The 16,778-nt window shown below is 49.5% G+C and carries 13 protein-coding genes and 1 tRNA gene; 12 read left to right on the forward strand and 2 right to left on the reverse strand.

Going from position 1 to position 16,778, the window contains the following annotated elements; genetic code table 11:
• Window positions 1–26: 26 nt before the first annotated feature.
• The 10 genes from HRM2_RS08325 to HRM2_RS08370 all read left to right on the forward strand — a co-directional run bounded on the left by HRM2_RS08325 (window position 27) and on the right by HRM2_RS08370 (window position 8,492).
• Entirely contained in the window at window positions 27–812 is a 786-nt protein-coding gene (locus HRM2_RS08325; RefSeq protein ID WP_015903571.1) for an ATP-binding protein, read from the forward strand.
• Complete coding sequence (locus HRM2_RS08330) at window positions 805–2,931, forward strand: acetate--CoA ligase family protein (protein WP_015903572.1); 2,127 nt, start codon at window positions 805–807, stop codon at window positions 2,929–2,931. The genes HRM2_RS08325 and HRM2_RS08330 overlap by 8 nt, the downstream gene beginning before the upstream one ends.
• Before the next feature lie 212 nt (window positions 2,932–3,143).
• Window positions 3,144–3,452 carry a DUF1844 domain-containing protein gene (locus HRM2_RS08335; protein WP_015903573.1) on the forward strand — a complete coding sequence of 103 codons (309 nt, stop codon included), beginning with the start codon at window positions 3,144–3,146 and terminating at the stop codon, window positions 3,450–3,452.
• Complete coding sequence (ispE, locus tag HRM2_RS08340) at window positions 3,449–4,354, forward strand: 4-(cytidine 5'-diphospho)-2-C-methyl-D-erythritol kinase (RefSeq protein ID WP_015903574.1); 906 nt, start codon at window positions 3,449–3,451, stop codon at window positions 4,352–4,354. Before HRM2_RS08335 ends, ispE begins: the two co-directional genes overlap by 4 nt.
• Window positions 4,355–4,367: 13 nt before the next feature.
• A tRNA-Gln gene (locus tag HRM2_RS08345) sits at window positions 4,368–4,442 on the forward strand.
• Between the two features lie 117 nt (window positions 4,443–4,559).
• A complete protein-coding gene (locus tag HRM2_RS08350; RefSeq protein WP_015903575.1) occupies window positions 4,560–5,498 on the forward strand; it encodes a ribose-phosphate pyrophosphokinase in 939 nt (312 codons plus the stop codon).
• A 50-nt stretch (window positions 5,499–5,548) separates the two neighbouring features.
• Window positions 5,549–6,199 carry a 50S ribosomal protein L25 gene (locus HRM2_RS08355; protein WP_015903576.1) on the forward strand — a complete coding sequence of 217 codons (651 nt, stop codon included), beginning with the start codon at window positions 5,549–5,551 and terminating at the stop codon, window positions 6,197–6,199.
• Window positions 6,200–6,208: 9 nt separating this feature from the next.
• Entirely contained in the window at window positions 6,209–6,790 is a 582-nt protein-coding gene (gene pth, locus HRM2_RS08360) for an aminoacyl-tRNA hydrolase (RefSeq protein ID WP_015903577.1), read from the forward strand.
• A 128-nt stretch (window positions 6,791–6,918) separates the two neighbouring features.
• On the forward strand, window positions 6,919–7,446 hold the full coding sequence (locus tag HRM2_RS08365) for a CarD family transcriptional regulator (protein ID WP_041273147.1): 528 nt from the start codon (window positions 6,919–6,921) through the stop codon (window positions 7,444–7,446).
• Window positions 7,447–7,550: 104 nt separating this feature from the next.
• The gene (locus HRM2_RS08370; protein WP_015903579.1) at window positions 7,551–8,492 is read left to right on the forward strand and encodes an RluA family pseudouridine synthase; all 942 of its coding nucleotides are present in this window, start codon (window positions 7,551–7,553) and stop codon (window positions 8,490–8,492) included.
• A 42-nt stretch (window positions 8,493–8,534) separates the two neighbouring features.
• Here the strand turns inward: HRM2_RS08370 and HRM2_RS08375 are convergent, their stop codons facing one another.
• Window positions 8,535–8,966 carry a hypothetical protein gene (locus HRM2_RS08375; protein WP_015903580.1) on the reverse strand — a complete coding sequence of 144 codons (432 nt, stop codon included), beginning with the start codon at window positions 8,964–8,966 and terminating at the stop codon, window positions 8,535–8,537.
• A 357-nt stretch (window positions 8,967–9,323) separates the two neighbouring features.
• On the opposite strand from HRM2_RS08375, the gene fdhF (HRM2_RS25945) reads away from it, so the two are divergent.
• Both fdhF (HRM2_RS25945) and pruA read left to right on the forward strand, forming a co-directional pair.
• On the forward strand, window positions 9,324–12,089 hold the full coding sequence (gene fdhF / locus HRM2_RS25945; RefSeq protein WP_015903581.1) for a formate dehydrogenase subunit alpha: 2,766 nt from the start codon (window positions 9,324–9,326) through the stop codon (window positions 12,087–12,089).
• Between the two features lie 130 nt (window positions 12,090–12,219).
• Window positions 12,220–13,845 carry an L-glutamate gamma-semialdehyde dehydrogenase gene (gene pruA / locus HRM2_RS08390; protein ID WP_015903582.1) on the forward strand — a complete coding sequence of 542 codons (1,626 nt, stop codon included), beginning with the start codon at window positions 12,220–12,222 and terminating at the stop codon, window positions 13,843–13,845.
• Between the two features lie 80 nt (window positions 13,846–13,925).
• Here pruA and fdhF (HRM2_RS25950) read toward each other — a convergent pair whose 3' ends face one another.
• Window positions 13,926–16,691: a formate dehydrogenase subunit alpha gene (gene fdhF, locus HRM2_RS25950; RefSeq protein WP_015903583.1), complete on the reverse strand. Its 2,766-nt coding sequence runs from the start codon at window positions 16,689–16,691 to the stop codon at window positions 13,926–13,928.
• Window positions 16,692–16,778: the final 87 nt, after the last annotated feature.

Genomic DNA, 16,778 nt, shown 5'->3' on the forward strand with positions numbered 1-16,778 from the left:
GCAGGGTTTGTCTCCAGGGAGATAAAATGAGTAAGGTAATTGCTTTGGCAGGAAAGGGCGGTGTCGGAAAGACAACGGTGGCTGCTCTGCTCGTGCGTCATTTGACAAAGAACGGTGCGTCCCCAGTGCTTGCGGTTGACGCCGACCCCAACAGCAACCTTGGGGAAACCCTTGGCATTAAGGTTGATAAAACCGTGGGGGATGTCAGGGAAGATTTCATGAAAAATCCCCAGGGGATTCCTTCGGGCATGGATAAAATTGTCTATCTTGAAATGCTTATAAATCAGGTGATCATCGAACAGGAGGCATTTGACCTTCTTGTCATGGGGCGCCAGGAGGGCCAGGGGTGTTACTGCATGGTCAACAACATTCTGAACCGTTTTACCGAGGAGCTTGAGAAAAATTATAAATATCTCATGGTGGACAATGAGGCGGGCATGGAACATTTGAGTCGGCGGACCAGTGGCAAGGTGGACATGCTGCTGCTTGTGACCGACTATGCACTTCGGGGTCTCAGGGCTGTTGGCAGGATCAACTCCATGCTGTCCGATCTGAAACTCACCGTCGGCCAGGTGGGGCTCATTGTAAACCGGGCACCTGAAACCCTTGGAAAGGCCTTTCTTGATGAATGTGAAAAGATCGGGATTCCCATTGTCTGTACCATTCCCGACGATACAGCCCTTTTGGATTTTGACATGGAAGGTCGTTCCCTGATGGATCTTCCAGACGACTCCCTGGCTGTGAAGGCTGTGGATGGGCTCATGGACACTGTTCTTCCTGCTGTGAAGCAAACAAGGAGGATTCATGGATAAGCTTGATGCTATTTTTGCACCCGAGTCAATCGCCGTTATTGGTGCCTCGACCCAGAAGGGAAAAGTGGGCCATGATATCTTTGCCAATATTTTGTTTGGCGGTTTCAAGGGAACCATTTATCCAGTTAATCCCAAAGCCAAATCAATCATTGGGGTGAAGTGTTACACCAGCGTGACCAATATCCCGGATCCCATTGATCTTGCCATGGTGATCCTTCCGCCAAAGCTCGCCCTTAATGCGGTAAAAGAGTGTATTGCCAAAGGGGTAAAAGGGGTGGTGATCGTCTCTGCCGGCTTTAAAGAGGTCAGGGGAGAAGGTGCCGAGATTGAGGAGCAGATCAAGGCTGTGTGTCGCGCTGCCAATATTCGCCTGGTAGGTCCGAACTGCCTTGGTGTCATCAATCCTTCGCCCGATGTCTCCCTGAATGCAAGCTTTTCCAGCCGGATGCCGACGGCTGGAAATGTGTCATTTATTTCCCAGAGCGGGGCGCTTTGCACGGCGGTACTTGATTTTGCCGCAGACAAGGGGTTTGGGTTCTCAAAGTTCATCTCCATTGGAAACAAGGCGGACGTGGATGAGCTCGATCTATTACGCTATTACCACAAGGATCCCAATACCGATGTGGTCATGATTTATATGGAAGAACTTTCCCGGGGGGCTGAGGAGTTTATTTCCGAGGTAAGAGAGATGACATCAGGGGTGAATCCCACCCCGGTGATTGCCATTAAATCCGGTACTTCGGTTGCCGGAGCTGCGGCTGCCGCCTCCCATACTGGTGCCCTTGCAGGTTCAGACGCCATTTATGACTCTATTTTCTTTCAGTCCGGGATTGTGCGGTGTCATACGGTCAACGAGCTATTTGATTATGCCCAGGCCCTTGCCGCTAAAAAAATACCCAACGGAGACAAGATTGCCATTGTTACCAATGCGGGTGGACCCGGCATCATTGCCACAGATATGAGCGAAAATTCCGGGCTGAGTCTTGCCCGTTTCTCAGATGAGACCATCTCTGAACTGCACAAGTATCTGCCACCCACGGCAAATTTTCATAACCCAGTGGATGTGATCGGAGATGCGGCAAGGGACCGGTATGAAAACACTCTGGCCACTGTGCTCAGTGATCCCGGGGTGGATGGGGTTCTGATTATCCTGACTCCCCAGTCAATGACCGATGCCATGGGAACGGCCGAGGCCATTGTCAATATAGCAAGGAACGCCATCAAACCCATTGTCTGTTCTTTCATGGGGGTGGTTGATGTGTCCGACGGGGTAAAACTTCTCCAGAGGAACCATGTGCCGGTATACCAGTTTCCGGAAAGTGCGGCCCGGGCCATGGGCGTTCTTTACCGAAGCAAACAATGGCTCTCAAGAAAAATTTTGCCGGAGTACGCTGTTGTCCATGATGTGGAGCGGGCAGGCAGGATTGTCCAGGATTGCATGGACAGGGGGCAGACCACCATGGGGGAACTTGACGGCAGCGAACTCCTTGCCTGTTATGGTTTTAAAACCCTTGACATGGCCCTTGCCAAAACCCGGGCCGAGGCAATACAGATTGCCGGGCGCATTGGTTACCCGGTAGTCATGAAGATCGTTTCCGAACAGATTCTTCACAAGTCCGATGCAAAGGCAGTAATGGTGGGGATTGTCACTCCGGATGAGGCAGGCGAGGCCTTTGATAAAATCATGGCAAACGCTGAGGCTTACAACTCCATGGCAAAGCTTGACGGTGTCCTTGTTCAGGAGTCGGCAAAAAAAGGCAGGGAGGTTATCCTTGGAGTGAGTCGTGATGATGTGTTTGGACATGCAGTGATGTTCGGGTTGGGCGGAATTTTTGTGGAGGTTTATAAGGATGTGGTCTTCCGGATGGCGCCCATGGGACGAAATGTAGCAAGAAGAATGGTCAAGGGTATAAAGGGTTACCCCCTCCTTGCCGGAGTCAGGGGAGAAGCACCCGCAGACATTGAGGCCCTTGAGAAAAACCTTGTGAGTTTACGGGCCATGGTGACTGACTATCCAGTGATCAAGGAGCTTGATATCAACCCGTTGTTTGTCCATGAAGCGGGCGAGGGAACAACGGTTGCCGATGTTATCATCAAGTTTGAACCCCTGAAAAAATGAGATTCCAAAAGGCGTAGGGATCACAGATGAAATAAGTTGAACAGAAATAGCGCCGACGAATCTATAAAATACGGTGGTTCATCTACACGGCGCATTAAAGGTTCAATAGCAGGCCTATTGGGCCTTTGATGTTTTGATGTAGATGGACCAAAAGGCAAGCAATTTTGTTCAAGTTATAAAATTTGCGATCCTAAACAGGAAGGAGTAAAATTATGTCTGAAGGAAAGGGTTTTACAATGAAAAACGGCCAGGGGCCGTCAGGTAAGGGCAAAAAAATGCCGACCGTGGATTTTTCCACCTTTATTCTTTCCCTCTACTCCTCTGCCCTGGTGCAGTTGGGTGAAATGGAAGACCCAACTACCGGGCAGAAGGGTAAAAATCTTGATCTTGGACGGCAGACCATCGACATGATCGTGATGCTTGAGGAAAAAACCCGGGGAAACCTTGACAATGATGAGGCCAACCTGATTAAGAGCCTTGTCCATGAAGTCCGTTTGGCGTTTGTAAGGGCCAAGGGGTGATTGAACGGGCGTTTTCACCGGCAAAGATCAATCTCTTTCTTTATGTGACCAGCAGAAGAGATGACCGATACCACGAGCTTTACACCCTGATGACCTGCCTTGATTTTGGTGACCGTCTATCCTTTGATTATACCTGTCCGGGCGTGGCTGTTGTCTGTGACCACCCGGATGTGCCGGAAGATTGTACCAATCTGGTTCACAGGGCAGCCACCCTTTTTTTTGACGCATTTTCCAGAATTAAACCTTTTTGCAAAAAAAAGACCGGGGTTTGTGTGTCTATTCATAAAAAGATCCCTGTGGGTGCGGGTCTGGGGGGAGGCAGTTCCAACGCTGCAGTCACCCTGCAGGTTCTCAACCGACGGTTTGGTTCGCCCTTTTCTAAACAGGCCCTCATGGCCATGGGGCTCAAGCTGGGAACAGATGTGCCTTTTTTTATCCATGGCGGGCCGGCCCTTGCCCGGGGAGTGGGTGAACAACTCTTAATCTGTGCGCCGCTTCTGCCATACCATGTGGTTGTATATTTTCCAGGGCTTAGTGTCCGAACCTCACTGGTTTATGAAAATGTCAATTTGGCATTGACAAAAAAGGTAAAAACGAATAATAATGCTGTTTTAAATGCTCATGGGAAAGGCCAACCCCTGGATGTTAAAGGGCTTTTGCACAATGATCTTGAACCGGTTGCCTGCAGGATTTACCCTGCTCTTATCCGGGTAAGGGAAGATATGGCCGGATTTAAGCCGGATGGGTTGCTTATGACGGGCAGTGGTTCTTCTTATTTTGCGCTTTTTTCCGATGGCTTAAAGGCTCAGCAGGCCTTTAAGCTTCTGTCGGAAACAACAGATGAACCCCATGGGCGTGTGTTCATGGCATCATTTTTAAAGGGCAATGATTTTACAGAATAATGCTTAATTTTGTTGGGGCGTCGTCAAGTGGTAAGACACAGGATTTTGATTCCTGCATTCGGAGGTTCGAACCCTCCCGCCCCAGCCAGTAACAATTAAATAACCGGCGTGGTTGGAGCAGGATGTATGCTTTGACCGCAACGAATGATGAAACGCCTCTGATTGCAATGCTTCGGTGGGAGTTTCATATGAAAAGAGAATTTATATGAACGGTATATCGGTTTTTTCAGGAAATTCTAATCCTGCGCTTTCACAAAAGATCTCTGAGTATCTTGCAAGACCCCTTGGAAAAACCAAGCTGAACCGATTCAGTGACGGTGAAATTCAGGTGGAGATCCATGAGAATGTCAGAAAACGGGAAGTTTTTATTATTCAGTCCACCTGCGCTCCGGTAAATGATAATTTGATGGAGCTTTTACTTATGGTGGATGCCCTGAAAAGGTCGTCTGCCAGCCCTATAACGGCGGTTATTCCCTATTTTGGTTATTCCCGCCAGGATAAAAAAGTTGCACCCAGGGTGCCCATCAGTGCCAAGTTGGTAGCTGATCTGCTTACCAACAGCGGTGTGCACCGGGTTATCACCCTTGATCTGCATGCAGGTCAAATCCAGGGTTTCTTCAGTATCCCTGTGGATAATCTTTATGCAGCTCCCATTCTGCTTGAGCACATCCGGAACAATTATAACGGAGATCTTGTCGTTGTCTCTCCAGATGCGGGCGGTGTGGAACGTGCCAGGGCCTTTGCAAAACGCCTCCATGCAGGCTTGGCCATTGTAGATAAGCGAAGAAGTGCACCCAACCAGGCAAAGGCCATGGCTATTATCGGAGATGTGGAGGGAAAGACAGCCATTATCCTTGATGACATGGTTGATACGGCTGGAACCCTTACCGAGGCTGCAGGGGTTATCAAGGCCAAGGGGGCAAAGGAGGTTCACGCCTGTTGCACCCATCCTGTTCTTTCCGGGCCGGCCGTTGAAAGGATAAACAACTCTTCACTGGACACACTTGTCGTGACGGATACGATTCCTTTGTCTGAAGAGGCCAAGCTTTGTGGAAAGATAGATACCGTCAGTATTGCAAGGCTTGTTAGTGAGGCAATCATACGTAGTTACAGGGGCGATTCTGTAAATTCTCTTTTTGTATAAAAAACATAGTTATCAGGCTGCATTGTCATGCAGATACGGAGGTTAGAAATTTGGAACTAATAGATTTAAAAGCTGAACCCAGAAAGGGCAGGGGCAAAAGTGCCGCCCGGCACCTTAGAAATAATGACGCTGTTCCGGCAGTACTTTACGGCGCTAAGATGGATTCCATGCCTATTTCGGTGTCAACCCTTGATCTTACGACCATGGTAAGAGTTCATGGATCATCTGGATTGTTTATCAATCTTGCCATTAACGGAGATACGGTACCTTCAAGAACCGTCATGCTCAAAGAAATCCAGATGGATACCTTTGATCTCAAGTATCTCCATGTTGATTTCCAGGCCATCAATGTGAGTGAAAAGATTACCATTTCAGTTCCTGTGGAAGCCGTTGGTGAATCTGTCGGGGTCAAGGCCGGTGGTATGATCCAGTTAATCCGCCGGGAACTTGATATTATCTGCAAGCCTGGGGATATGCCGGAGGTGATTCAAATTGACACCACTGACCTTGAGGTTGGTGACTCCGTCCACGTTGAGGAGATAGATCTGGGTGCCGACGTTGAAATTCCCCATGATGTTAACTTTACCGTCCTCACCGTTGTACCGCCCACAAGCGATGTGGAAGAAGAGGAAGGTGATGAAGATCTTGAAGAAGATGTAGAAGAAACAGCAGCAGAAGAAGAAGAGGGCGTGGAAGAGTAGCCCCAGGTTATGGCTGACAATCAGATTTTCATGGTGGCGGGTCTGGGAAATCCCGGTAGGAATTATGCCCAGACCCGCCATAATATCGGTTTCCTCGTTGCACAATCCCTTGTTGCTACCCATGGGCTCCCGCCTGAAAAAAATCGCTTTAATTCAAGTTATACCAGGGGTGTGATTAACGGGCTCAATGTTGTCGTTGCAAGACCCCAGGCGTACATGAACAGAAGTGGACCACCCGTTCAGCAGCTTGCCGCATACTTTAAAATTCAAACTCGGAACATTATTGTTGTCCACGATGACCTTGATCTTGATTTCGGCCGTATGCTCATTGCCGTCAATCGGGGACATGGCGGTCATAACGGTATCCGCTCGATAATTGAAGCCTTGGGTACAAAGGAGTTTAATCGGGTCAGGGTCGGTGTCGGGCGTCCCCAGGGTGACCAGGAAGTGACGGGTCATGTTTTGGGACGGTTTGCTCCTTCTGAGGCCTGCGATCTTGACCGGCTTATCTCCCTGGGTGTTGATGCCTGTTTGGCCATCATGGAGCGCGGTGTGTCTGCTGCCATGAATCTTTACAATGCCCGTGATTAGTCCCCATGATCAAACAAGGGTTTTTCTTTTTTTGTTTTCCATTTGATTCCTGTGTGAGTATATGCTATATTACTCAACCATGGCCGTATTGTTTTCTAAAACAATCTAAAAAAAGAGTGGTGGTTTGTATGGGGGAAAAAGTAAAGCAGGAACCAGGTGCTAAAACTTGGAAGAAAGAGTTTCTAAAGGGTGATATGGCAGTTTATCCGGCCCATGGCGTAGGATGTATTGAGTCCATTGAGTCCAAAGAGATAAACGGCGAAAACATGAACTTTTACATGATGAAGATCGTTGATAACGGCATGGTGATCATGATTCCGACAGCCAATGTCGAATCAGTGGGCTTAAGGGAGGTCATTAAGCAAAAGGACGTTCCCGAGGTTTACAGGATCATGCAGGAAAAGGGACCAGATCTTGACAAACAGACCTGGAATCGAAGATACCGTGAATACATGGATAAAATCAAGACTGGGTCCATCTACGACATTGCCGAAGTCTTTCGCGATCTTTTTCAGCTAAAGCTTGAAAAGGACCTCTCCTTTGGTGAGAGGAAACTTCTCGATACGGCCCAGAACCTTCTGGTCCAGGAACTGTCCATGGCAAAGAATATGGATGAAGCAGCCATGATGACGGAGATCGAGCAGTTATTTAACTAAGGTTTTGTTAGCCACACAGAAAAGGCCATAAATTTCAGACCGATAGGCAATCCGATGTCTATCGGTCTTTTTTTATTCCGTGGGGTTGTAAAAAGAGGGGCAGGGTGAATCTAAAGATCGAAATTTCAGAGGCGCTCATGGGCAGAAGGCTGGACCTTGTTGTTGCGGATGTTGTCCATGACACTACCCGGGGAGCTGTGGTGCGGGCCATTGAAAAAGGGCTTATCCTTGTTTCGGGCAATCGAAAAAAACCGGCCTACCGGGTAAAACCGGGTGAGGTGGTTTGTGGCAGTCTTGGGTCTGAATCAGAGATAGAGTCCAAACCCCGTGCCGAATCCATCAGCCTTGATTTTCTCCATGAAGATCAATGGATTGTTGTGGTCAACAAGCCTGCGGGAATGGTGGTTCACCCGGGGGCTGGAAATTCGAGCGGAACCCTTTTAAATGCCCTGCTGCACCATTTCCCGAGCCTGACTGACACCCACTGTGATCCACCCCTGCGGGGAGGGATTGTGCATAGGCTTGATAAGGATACAAGTGGTACCATTGTTGTTGCAAAGAGCAAAAAAGCCTATGAATTCCTGCAAAAGGAGTTCAGATTCCGGCGGGTCGAAAAACGATATATAGCCCTTGCAACGGGAATCATAACCGAAACGCAGGGCCGCATTACCCTGCCCATTGGTCGTCATCCCATCCATCGAAAGCGTATGGCTGTCAATACGGAAAGGGCAAGACCGGCTGAAACCCTGTGGCGAGTCCTGGGACAAATGGCGGGTCACACCCTTTTGGATGTGGGACTGAAAACAGGTAGGACCCATCAGATCCGGGTCCATTTCCGTGCCCTGGGCCATCCCCTTGCCGGGGATAGGGTGTATGGCTTTCGTGGAAAACAATCCGCTCGTGCACCCCGGCAGATGCTACATGCCGGAACCCTGGGATTCAGGCATCCCTGGTCTGGAAAGCGCGTTGAATTTACGGCTCCCCTTCCAGAAGATATGGTTGAGGTGCTTGAACGGCTAAACCGGGGACCGCTCTCTTTTTTGTGATTCGGGTATGGATGGCTTACCCTGGAATATCATGGTCTTTTCTCAGGCCAGAATCTCCCCATCTGAAAATTCAAGAATTTCGCCATTAAAGTCAATGACGGTGTAACCGCCTGCCTCATCCTTTGCCCTCACAAGGCAATCAATGGTCGTATTGTCTTTTTTTAGCGTCAGGGTACATGCCCCATTCTCGTTCGGGGTGGAGACTTCAATGAATTTTTTTTCAGCGGCAAGGACTTTAAAGCTTTCCGACGCCTTTTCAAGTGCCAGAATCCGATTAAAGGCCGCCGGATCAATGGCCTTTATCTCTTGTCTCAACGCCTTTATCATTTCATTCTTTTCAGCGATAACCTTGATCGTCTTTTCCATTTCCTCCCGATGGGCGGATGGGATGGAAAGGAGAATCTGCCTCTGGATGTCAATGTCGGCTTCAATATAATTAATTTTTCTCAGAAAATCGTGTACCTTCTGACTCATAATGTTCCCAATCATTTTAATTGTTTGATTCCCTGGGTGATGCTTCCAGGTTTTGTGTAAGCGAAAGCATACCTTTTTTTAATTGGGAATTCAACCTTTGGAAAATTAAGGGCCATTGTATGGACATTGACAAATTCGCAAAACCCTTATCTGTGTATGCTTGGCACACCAATGGTGAAACGAATTAAGTGACGATTGTCTAAAATACCATTTCTGGTTCGATTTTTTCTTGACACAATTCCAGTCAGACAATAAGTAGAATGAAATTGTTTGATATAGTTTTAATTGGTTTTTATTGGTTCTTTCTATCTTGCTTAAGATTTAAAATCGGTTTTACCCGACTAGGAGGCTTTTTAGATGACAGATAACCTGATGGTCATAAATGACCGGGAAGTGAGCTTTGACCCAGGCCAGACAATTCTTGAGGTGGCATCGGCCAACCAGATCGAGATCCCCACCCTGTGCCATCTCAAGGGAACCACTCCAACGGGGGCCTGCAGGATATGTGTGGTCGCGGTCAAAGGGATGAAAAATCTTGTTCCCTCGTGTGCAGAGCCTGCAAGGGCGGGAATGGTTGTCCAGACCGAATCTTCTGAGGTGGTAAATGCCCGCAGGACCATTATTCGGCTGATGCTGTCATCGGGAAACCACAATTGTGATATTAAGGACTTTGATACTAAAAACTGGACTCAGAATCAGCTTAATCTTTTGGAGAAAGATTCTAATCAGGCGCTTTGTCCTGCCTGGGGAAATTGTCAGCTCCAGGAACTTGCCTTTAAGTACCAGGTCAAGGCGGTGGGAATTCCCCTTGCCGAGTGTAAATTTCCCATGGAGACGGGAAATCCACTGATTGTCAGGGATTTTTCCCGTTGTATCCTCTGTGGTAGATGTGTTCAGGCCTGTCGCCAGGTCCAGGTAAACAACGCCATAGATTTTGGATACCGGGGGGCTGATGCAAAAATAGTTGCTGGAACCGATGTCTCCCTCAAGGATTCCGAGTGTGTGTTTTGTGGCGAATGTATTCAGGCCTGTCCCGTGGGTGCTCTTTTTGAAAAAAAGCCTGAATCTGCTGTACGATCCTGGGATACCCGAAAGATAAGGACCACCTGTCCCTACTGTGGAGTCGGTTGCCAGCAGATTCTCCACGTCAAGGACGGAATTATTGTGAAGGTTACCGGTGCTGAAGATGCCCTGCCAAACCAGGGGCGGCTCTGTGTAAAGGGCAGATTCGGGTATGATTTCATTTATTCAGAGGACCGGCTTACGACACCCCTCATCCGGGAGGGCGAGACCTTCAGGGAGGCCACCTGGGACGAGGCCTTGAATCTTGTGGTGGAGAAATTTACCCAGATCATCGAAACCCATGGACCAGACGCCATTGCCGGGGTGAGTTGCGCAAGGAGTATCAACGAGGACTCCTACCAGATGCAGAAGCTGTTTCGTTCGGTTTTTAAGACCAATAATATTGATCATTGTGCTAGAACTTGACATGCTCCAACCGTCGCAGGGCTTGCGACAGCATTTGGTTCAGGTGCCATGACAAACTCCTTTGGAGAGTTTGCCCGTGCAAAGATGTTCCTTGTAATCGGGTCAAATATGACCGAGGCCCATCCCGTGGCTGCAACTTTTCTTAAAAATGCAGTGATGAATGGAGCCAAGCTAATTGTTGTGGACCCGAGGAAACACAAGTTGACTCAATTTGCCGATATCCATGTTCCCATTCGAGTGGGCAGTGACATCGCTTTTATAAATGGTCTGATGAACGTATTGATCCAGGAGAATCTTTACGACCGGTCTTTTGTGGAAAACCGGACTGTTAATTTTGAAGAATTGAAACGGGTGGTGCTCGCTTCCTCCATTGAAGAAATGGCTGATATTTGCGGTATCACAGCGGAAATTATCGTACAGACTGCCCGGATGCTGGCATCTGTAAAACCTGTCATGCTATGTTACACCCTGGGCATCACCGAACATACCTGCGGGCGAAATAACGTGGTCTCCACGGCCAATCTCCAGATGCTTCTCGGCAACATGGGGGTGGAGTGCGGCGGGGTCAATCCGCTGCGGGGGCAGAACAACGTCCAGGGGGCCTGTGACATGGGGGCGCTTCCCAATGTCTTTCCCGGATATCAACCCGTGGAAAGCCTGACCTCCAGGGAAAAATTTAAAGACTTCTGGCAGGTGGACTATTTGCCTGAAAAAAACGGGCTCATGATTCCCCAGATGATGGAGGGCCTTGTGGATGGATCCGTCCGGGGATTTTATATCTTTGGAGAGAACCTTGCCAATACGGAACCGGATATCAGAAAGGTAGAGCATGAGCTTGCCTCAGCTGAGTTTCTGGTGGTCCAGGATATCTTTTTAAACGAAACCACACGGTTTGCCCATGTGGTGTTGCCGGCAGCAGCCTGGAGTGAAAATGACGGGACATTCACCAACAGTGAGCGCAGGGTCAGCCGGGTAAGAACGGCAAGCGCTCCTCCGGGTAAGGCCATGCCCAACTGGTGGATCTTCAGGGAGATTGCCAAACGCATGGACCGGACCTGGGCATCCATGAACGCAAGGGAAATCTGGGACAATGAGATTGCTGCCCTTGCTCCTGCCTTTTCAGGGATAAAGTATTCACGCATTGAGAAAGATGGCCTTCAGTGGCCCTGTCCAACGGTTGAGCATCCAGGAACTCCCGTTCTTCACAAGAATGCATTTACCTCTGGCAAGGGAAGTTTCATCCCTGTTACATGGACACCGCCTGCCGAGGTGCCCGATGATGAATATCCCTTTGTTCTGAGCACAGGTCGCCGTCTCTACCACTACCACACCCGGACCCAGACGGGGCGATGTGAAGGATTGAACGATCTGCTCGGTGAAGAGACAGCTGATATATCGTTGACAGACGCCAGGAATCTATGTTTTACCCATGGAGAAAAAATTGTTGTTGCTTCCAGGCGGGGAACAGTTACGGTCAAGGCCAGGGTAACCGATGAGGTCCCCAAAGGAATGGTGTGGATGGGATTTCATTTCCGGGAAAGCTGTTCGAATTGGCTCACAAATCCGGCATTGGATCCCATGACCCTCACGGCAGAGTATAAGGCTTGTGCCGTTCGACTTGAAAAGCTTGAATAGATGATTAGTTTTTATTTTTTAAAATCGGCATGGCCGGAGCAGGTGATGTGCTCTGGCAACAATGAAATTTGAAAATTCCCCGCTGGTGATACCACTGTGGGCGTTTCACAAAAAAAATAAGGGATACACCATGAGTAATGCAATTTTCAGTATCGACACCCCGAAAAATGAACCGGTTCTTTCATATGCCCCGGAGAGCAGCGAACGTACAAAACTTAAGGATGCAATTATGGCGTTGCGGTCCCAGGAAATGGAAATTCCCCTGGTGATCGGGGGAAAGGCGGTCAAGACCGGTAACATGGGAACCTGCCGGGTTCCCCATGACCACGGTCATACCCTTGCCACCTTTCACAAGGCTGGTGCAAAGGAGGTGGCCATGGCCGCAGACGCGGCAAGGGCTGCCGCAAAAGAGTGGCTTCATATGCCCTGGCAGGAAAGACTTGCCATTTTCAGAAAGGCGGCCGATCTTCTGGCGGGCCCCTATCGCATGAAGCTAAACGCCGCCACCATGCTTGGTCAGGGAAAGAATGCCATGCAGGCAGAAATTGATTCGGCCTGTGAACTCATCGATTTTTTGCGGTTCAACACCTATTATGCCACCCAGATTTACAAGGATCAGCCCGTGTCTGATCCCGGTATCTGGAATCAGCTTGAGTACCGGCCCCTTGAGGGGTTTGTTTTTGCTGTTTCGCCGTTCAATTTTACTGCCATTGCGGGTAACCTCTGTTCTTCCCCCGCCATGATGGGCAACACGGTTCTGTGGAAGCCTGCTTCAACGGCCGTTTATTCCGGCCATATTATCATGGAAATTTTTAAACGGGCAGGCCTTCCTGACGGAGTAATCAATTTTATTCCAGGTTCGGGATCAGAGGTTGGAACGCCTGTGATGAATCACCCTGATTTTGCAGGGGTTCACTTTACCGGTTCGACCCGGGTGTTTAAAAATATCTGGACCACTGCGGCAAAGAATCTTGATCTCTACGGCTGCTATCCCAGGATCGTCGGTGAGACCGGAGGGAAGGATTTTATTTTTGTTCACGCTTCAGCAGATGTGGATGCCGTATGTACAGCAATGATCAGGGGGGCCTTTGAATACCAGGGGCAGAAATGTTCGGCAGCTTCCAGGGCCTACGTGCCTGCCTCCATGTGGGGGGATTTGAAAACCAAACTCACGAAGACTATTGCCACCATCAAGATGGGGTCGCCCGAAGATTTTTCAAATTTTGTCAATGCCGTCATAGACAAAAATGCCTTTGATACCATCTCCTCGTACATTGATTTTGCAAAAAACAGCGACCATGCTGAGATCATTGCCGGCGGTGGATGTGACGATACCACGGGATACTTCATCGAACCTACAGTCATTGTTGCAGAAACGCCTGATTTTAAAACCATGCGTGAAGAAATCTTCGGGCCTGTGTTGACCGTTTTTATCTATGATGACGCAGACTATGACAAGACCCTTGAGATCTGTGATTCAACTTCGGACTACGCCTTGACCGGGGCCGTCTTTGCAACGGACCGGGCTGCTGTTATCAAGGCAAGAAAGGTGCTGACCCATGCGGCTGGTAACTTTTATATTAATGACAAGCCCACCGGTGCTGTTGTTGGTCAGCAACCCTTTGGTGGTGCAAGGGCCTCGGGAACCAACGATAAGGCGGGAAGCCCCCTTAACCTCTATCGCTGGGTCAGTGCTCGGACGATCAAAGAGACTTTTGTGCCCCCCACGGATTATCGATATCCCTTCATGGGCTAAAGCCGTGGGGCCCCTTACTTAATTTTCCAAAAGAAATAAATAAGGGGCCCCTGTCTAAAATTTCAGATTCCGATTCGGGTTCAGGCTGCCCTCCGTATGTTGATGGCACACACCTTGAATTCGGGAATCTTTGCAACCGGATCCAGCATGGCATTGGTGAGGCGGTTGGCTGCAGCCTTAGCAAAGTGGAACGGGATGAACAGGGTGCCGTCAACGGCCTTGGGGGAGATGGCAAGCTTTGCCGTTATCTTTCCCCTGCGGGAGAGGACGTCCACCATGGTGCCGTCTTCAAGGTCGAGCTTTGAGGCATCATTGACCGATATTTCCACAAAGCATTCCGGCGACAGTGTGTTGAGCCCCCGGCTCTTCATGGTCATGGTTCCGGTGTGGTAGTGGTACAATACCCTGCCCGTGGTGAGCATGAATGGGTAGGCCGTGTCCGGAAGTTCGGCCGGAGGTCTGTGGTCGATGGCGTGGAACAGGCCCTTTCCCCGGGTGAACTGCTTGGTGTGCAGTATCGGAGTGCCTGGATGGGCCTCTGTGGGACAGGGCCAGTGTATGCCCTCCTTTTCAATTTTTTCAAAGGTGATGCCGGCATAGGAAGGGGTAACTGTTCTTATTTCCTCAAAAATGGCTTCACCATTAGGATAGTTCATGGGGTAGCCCATACGGGTGGCTATTTCGCAGACAATTTTCCAGTCTTCCCTTGCAAATCCCGGGGCTTCAACCGCCTTTCTTACCCGTTGAACCCGCCTTTCCGTGTTGGAAAAGGTACCGTCTTTTTCGGCAAAGCAGAAAGCCGGCAGGACCACGTCGGCCTTTTGGGCCGTTTCCGTGAGGAAAATGTCCTGGACCACAAGCAGATCAAGGCGTTCAAGGGCCTTTTCTGCATGGTTGAGATCGGGGTCTGAAACCATTGGATTCTCACCAATGATGTACAGGGCTTTCAGGTCTCCTGTTCCGGCCATTTCAATCATATCAGTGGCTGTCAGGCCCGGGGTGGCTGGCAGGTCGGTTACCTCCCAGGCGGCCTCAAATTTTGCCCTGGCAGTTGCATCTGCAACACCCTGGTAGGCAGTGAATACGTTGGGTAGTCCGCCCATGTCACAGGCACCCTGGACATTGTTCTGACCCCTCAGGGGGTTAACCCCGCCGCCGGGGATACCAAGGTTGCCGCAGAGCATGGAAAGATTGGCAAGGGATTTGACGTTGTCCGTTCCCGTGGTGTGCTGGGTGATGCCCATGCAGTAAAGGATGCTTGCACTTTTTGCTTTAGCAAAGGTTCTTGCCGTTTTTATAAGGTCGTCGGCATTGATGCCTGTTAACGCCTCAACATAGTCCGGGGTGTAGGTCGAAACGGTTTGTTTGAGTGCTTCAAACCCCTCGCATCTGTTTTCTACAAAGGCTTGGTCATGGAGATTTTCTGATATAATTACGTTCATGAGGCCGTTGATCCAGGCAATGTCGGTACCAAGCTCGGGTCTGAGCCAGACGTTGGCATGGTCGGTGAGCCGGATTTTTCTCGGGTCAATGACAATGAGTGTTTTTCCATGGAGGGCGGCCCTTTTAACGAAGGTGGACAGGACAGGGTGGTTTTCTGTGGTGTTGGATCCTGTGACAAGGATCACATCTGCTGTTTCAATGTCTGCAATGGTGTTTGTCATTGCACCGGAACCAAAAGCTGCAGCCAGACCGGCTACTGTTGAGGAATGTCACAGTCGGGCGCAATGGTCGATGTTGTTTGTTTTGAGGACGGCACGGGTAAATTTCTGGGCAATGTAATTTTCCTCGTTGGTCGTACGGGCCGAGGTGAGAACCCCGATGCTGTCCGATCCATGGTCGTTTTTGATCTGTGCCAGTTTCTTTGCAACAAGGTCAAGGGCTTCGTCCCAGGTTGCTCCCTCCAGTTTACCGTTTTTCCGTACCAGGGGAGAGGTGAGCCGTTCCGGGGATCCCACAAAGTCAAATCCGAATCGGCCTTTGACGCAGAGGCTGCCGTTGTTGGGAGGTATATGGCCTGCGCTGTTGACTTTTATAATTCGATTCTTCTGGATATTTAGTTCAATCTGACAGCCAACCCCACAATAGGAGCAGGTGGTTTTAACTTTTCGGGTTTTGACAAAGCGTTCGCGCTTCATGGATCGTTCCGTGACAAGGGCACCAACCGGGCATGCGTCCACGCATTCACCGCAGAAAACGCAGTCAGAATCCTTGAGTGCCACATCTGCACCTGCAATAATTTTGGTGTCCGCCCCCCGGTATCCAAAATCAATGGCATTGTTTACCTGGATTTCCCTACACGCCTGGACGCAGCGACCGCAAAGAATACAGCGGGAAAAATCACGGATGATAAAGGGGTTGACCCGTTCCATGGGGTATTTGCTCTTGGACTGGGGAAGGCCCCTTGCCTTTACCTGGTAACGGTAGGCAAGATCCTGGAGCTTGCATTCACCCCATACAGGGCACAGATCCTGTTCTCCGTCTTCTTCAAGCACCTTGAGCTGAAACTGAGTCCAATCCTTGGTGTCAAAGTCCCGAATGGCACAGTTGTGGTGTCCGGATGAGAGCATGAGGCGGATAATGGATCTTCTGGCCTGGATAACCTCTTGAGATTCGCTCAGGATGACCATGCCGGTTGCTGCCGGTGTTGCACACGACGGCACTAGATTTGGGGCTCCTTGAACCTCGACAACGCAGATTCTGCAGGCGCCGGTTGGGGTGGCTCCCTTGAGATAGCACAGAGTTGGGATGAAAATGTTGTTGCGAAGGGCAACGTCCAGAATTGTCTCTCCGGGCTCAAATGCGAAGGTTTTATTATCAATGATGATTTGATTATCTTTACCCATAATCTATCTTCTCCAGAGCAGTTGTTGCAAGATTGATAAAAATAAATACATAATAGGTACAGGATTCATATGGCAATGTCAATGCGA

The organism is Desulforapulum autotrophicum HRM2 (assembly GCF_000020365.1).
GTDB lineage: Bacteria > Desulfobacterota > Desulfobacteria > Desulfobacterales > Desulfobacteraceae > Desulforapulum > Desulforapulum autotrophicum.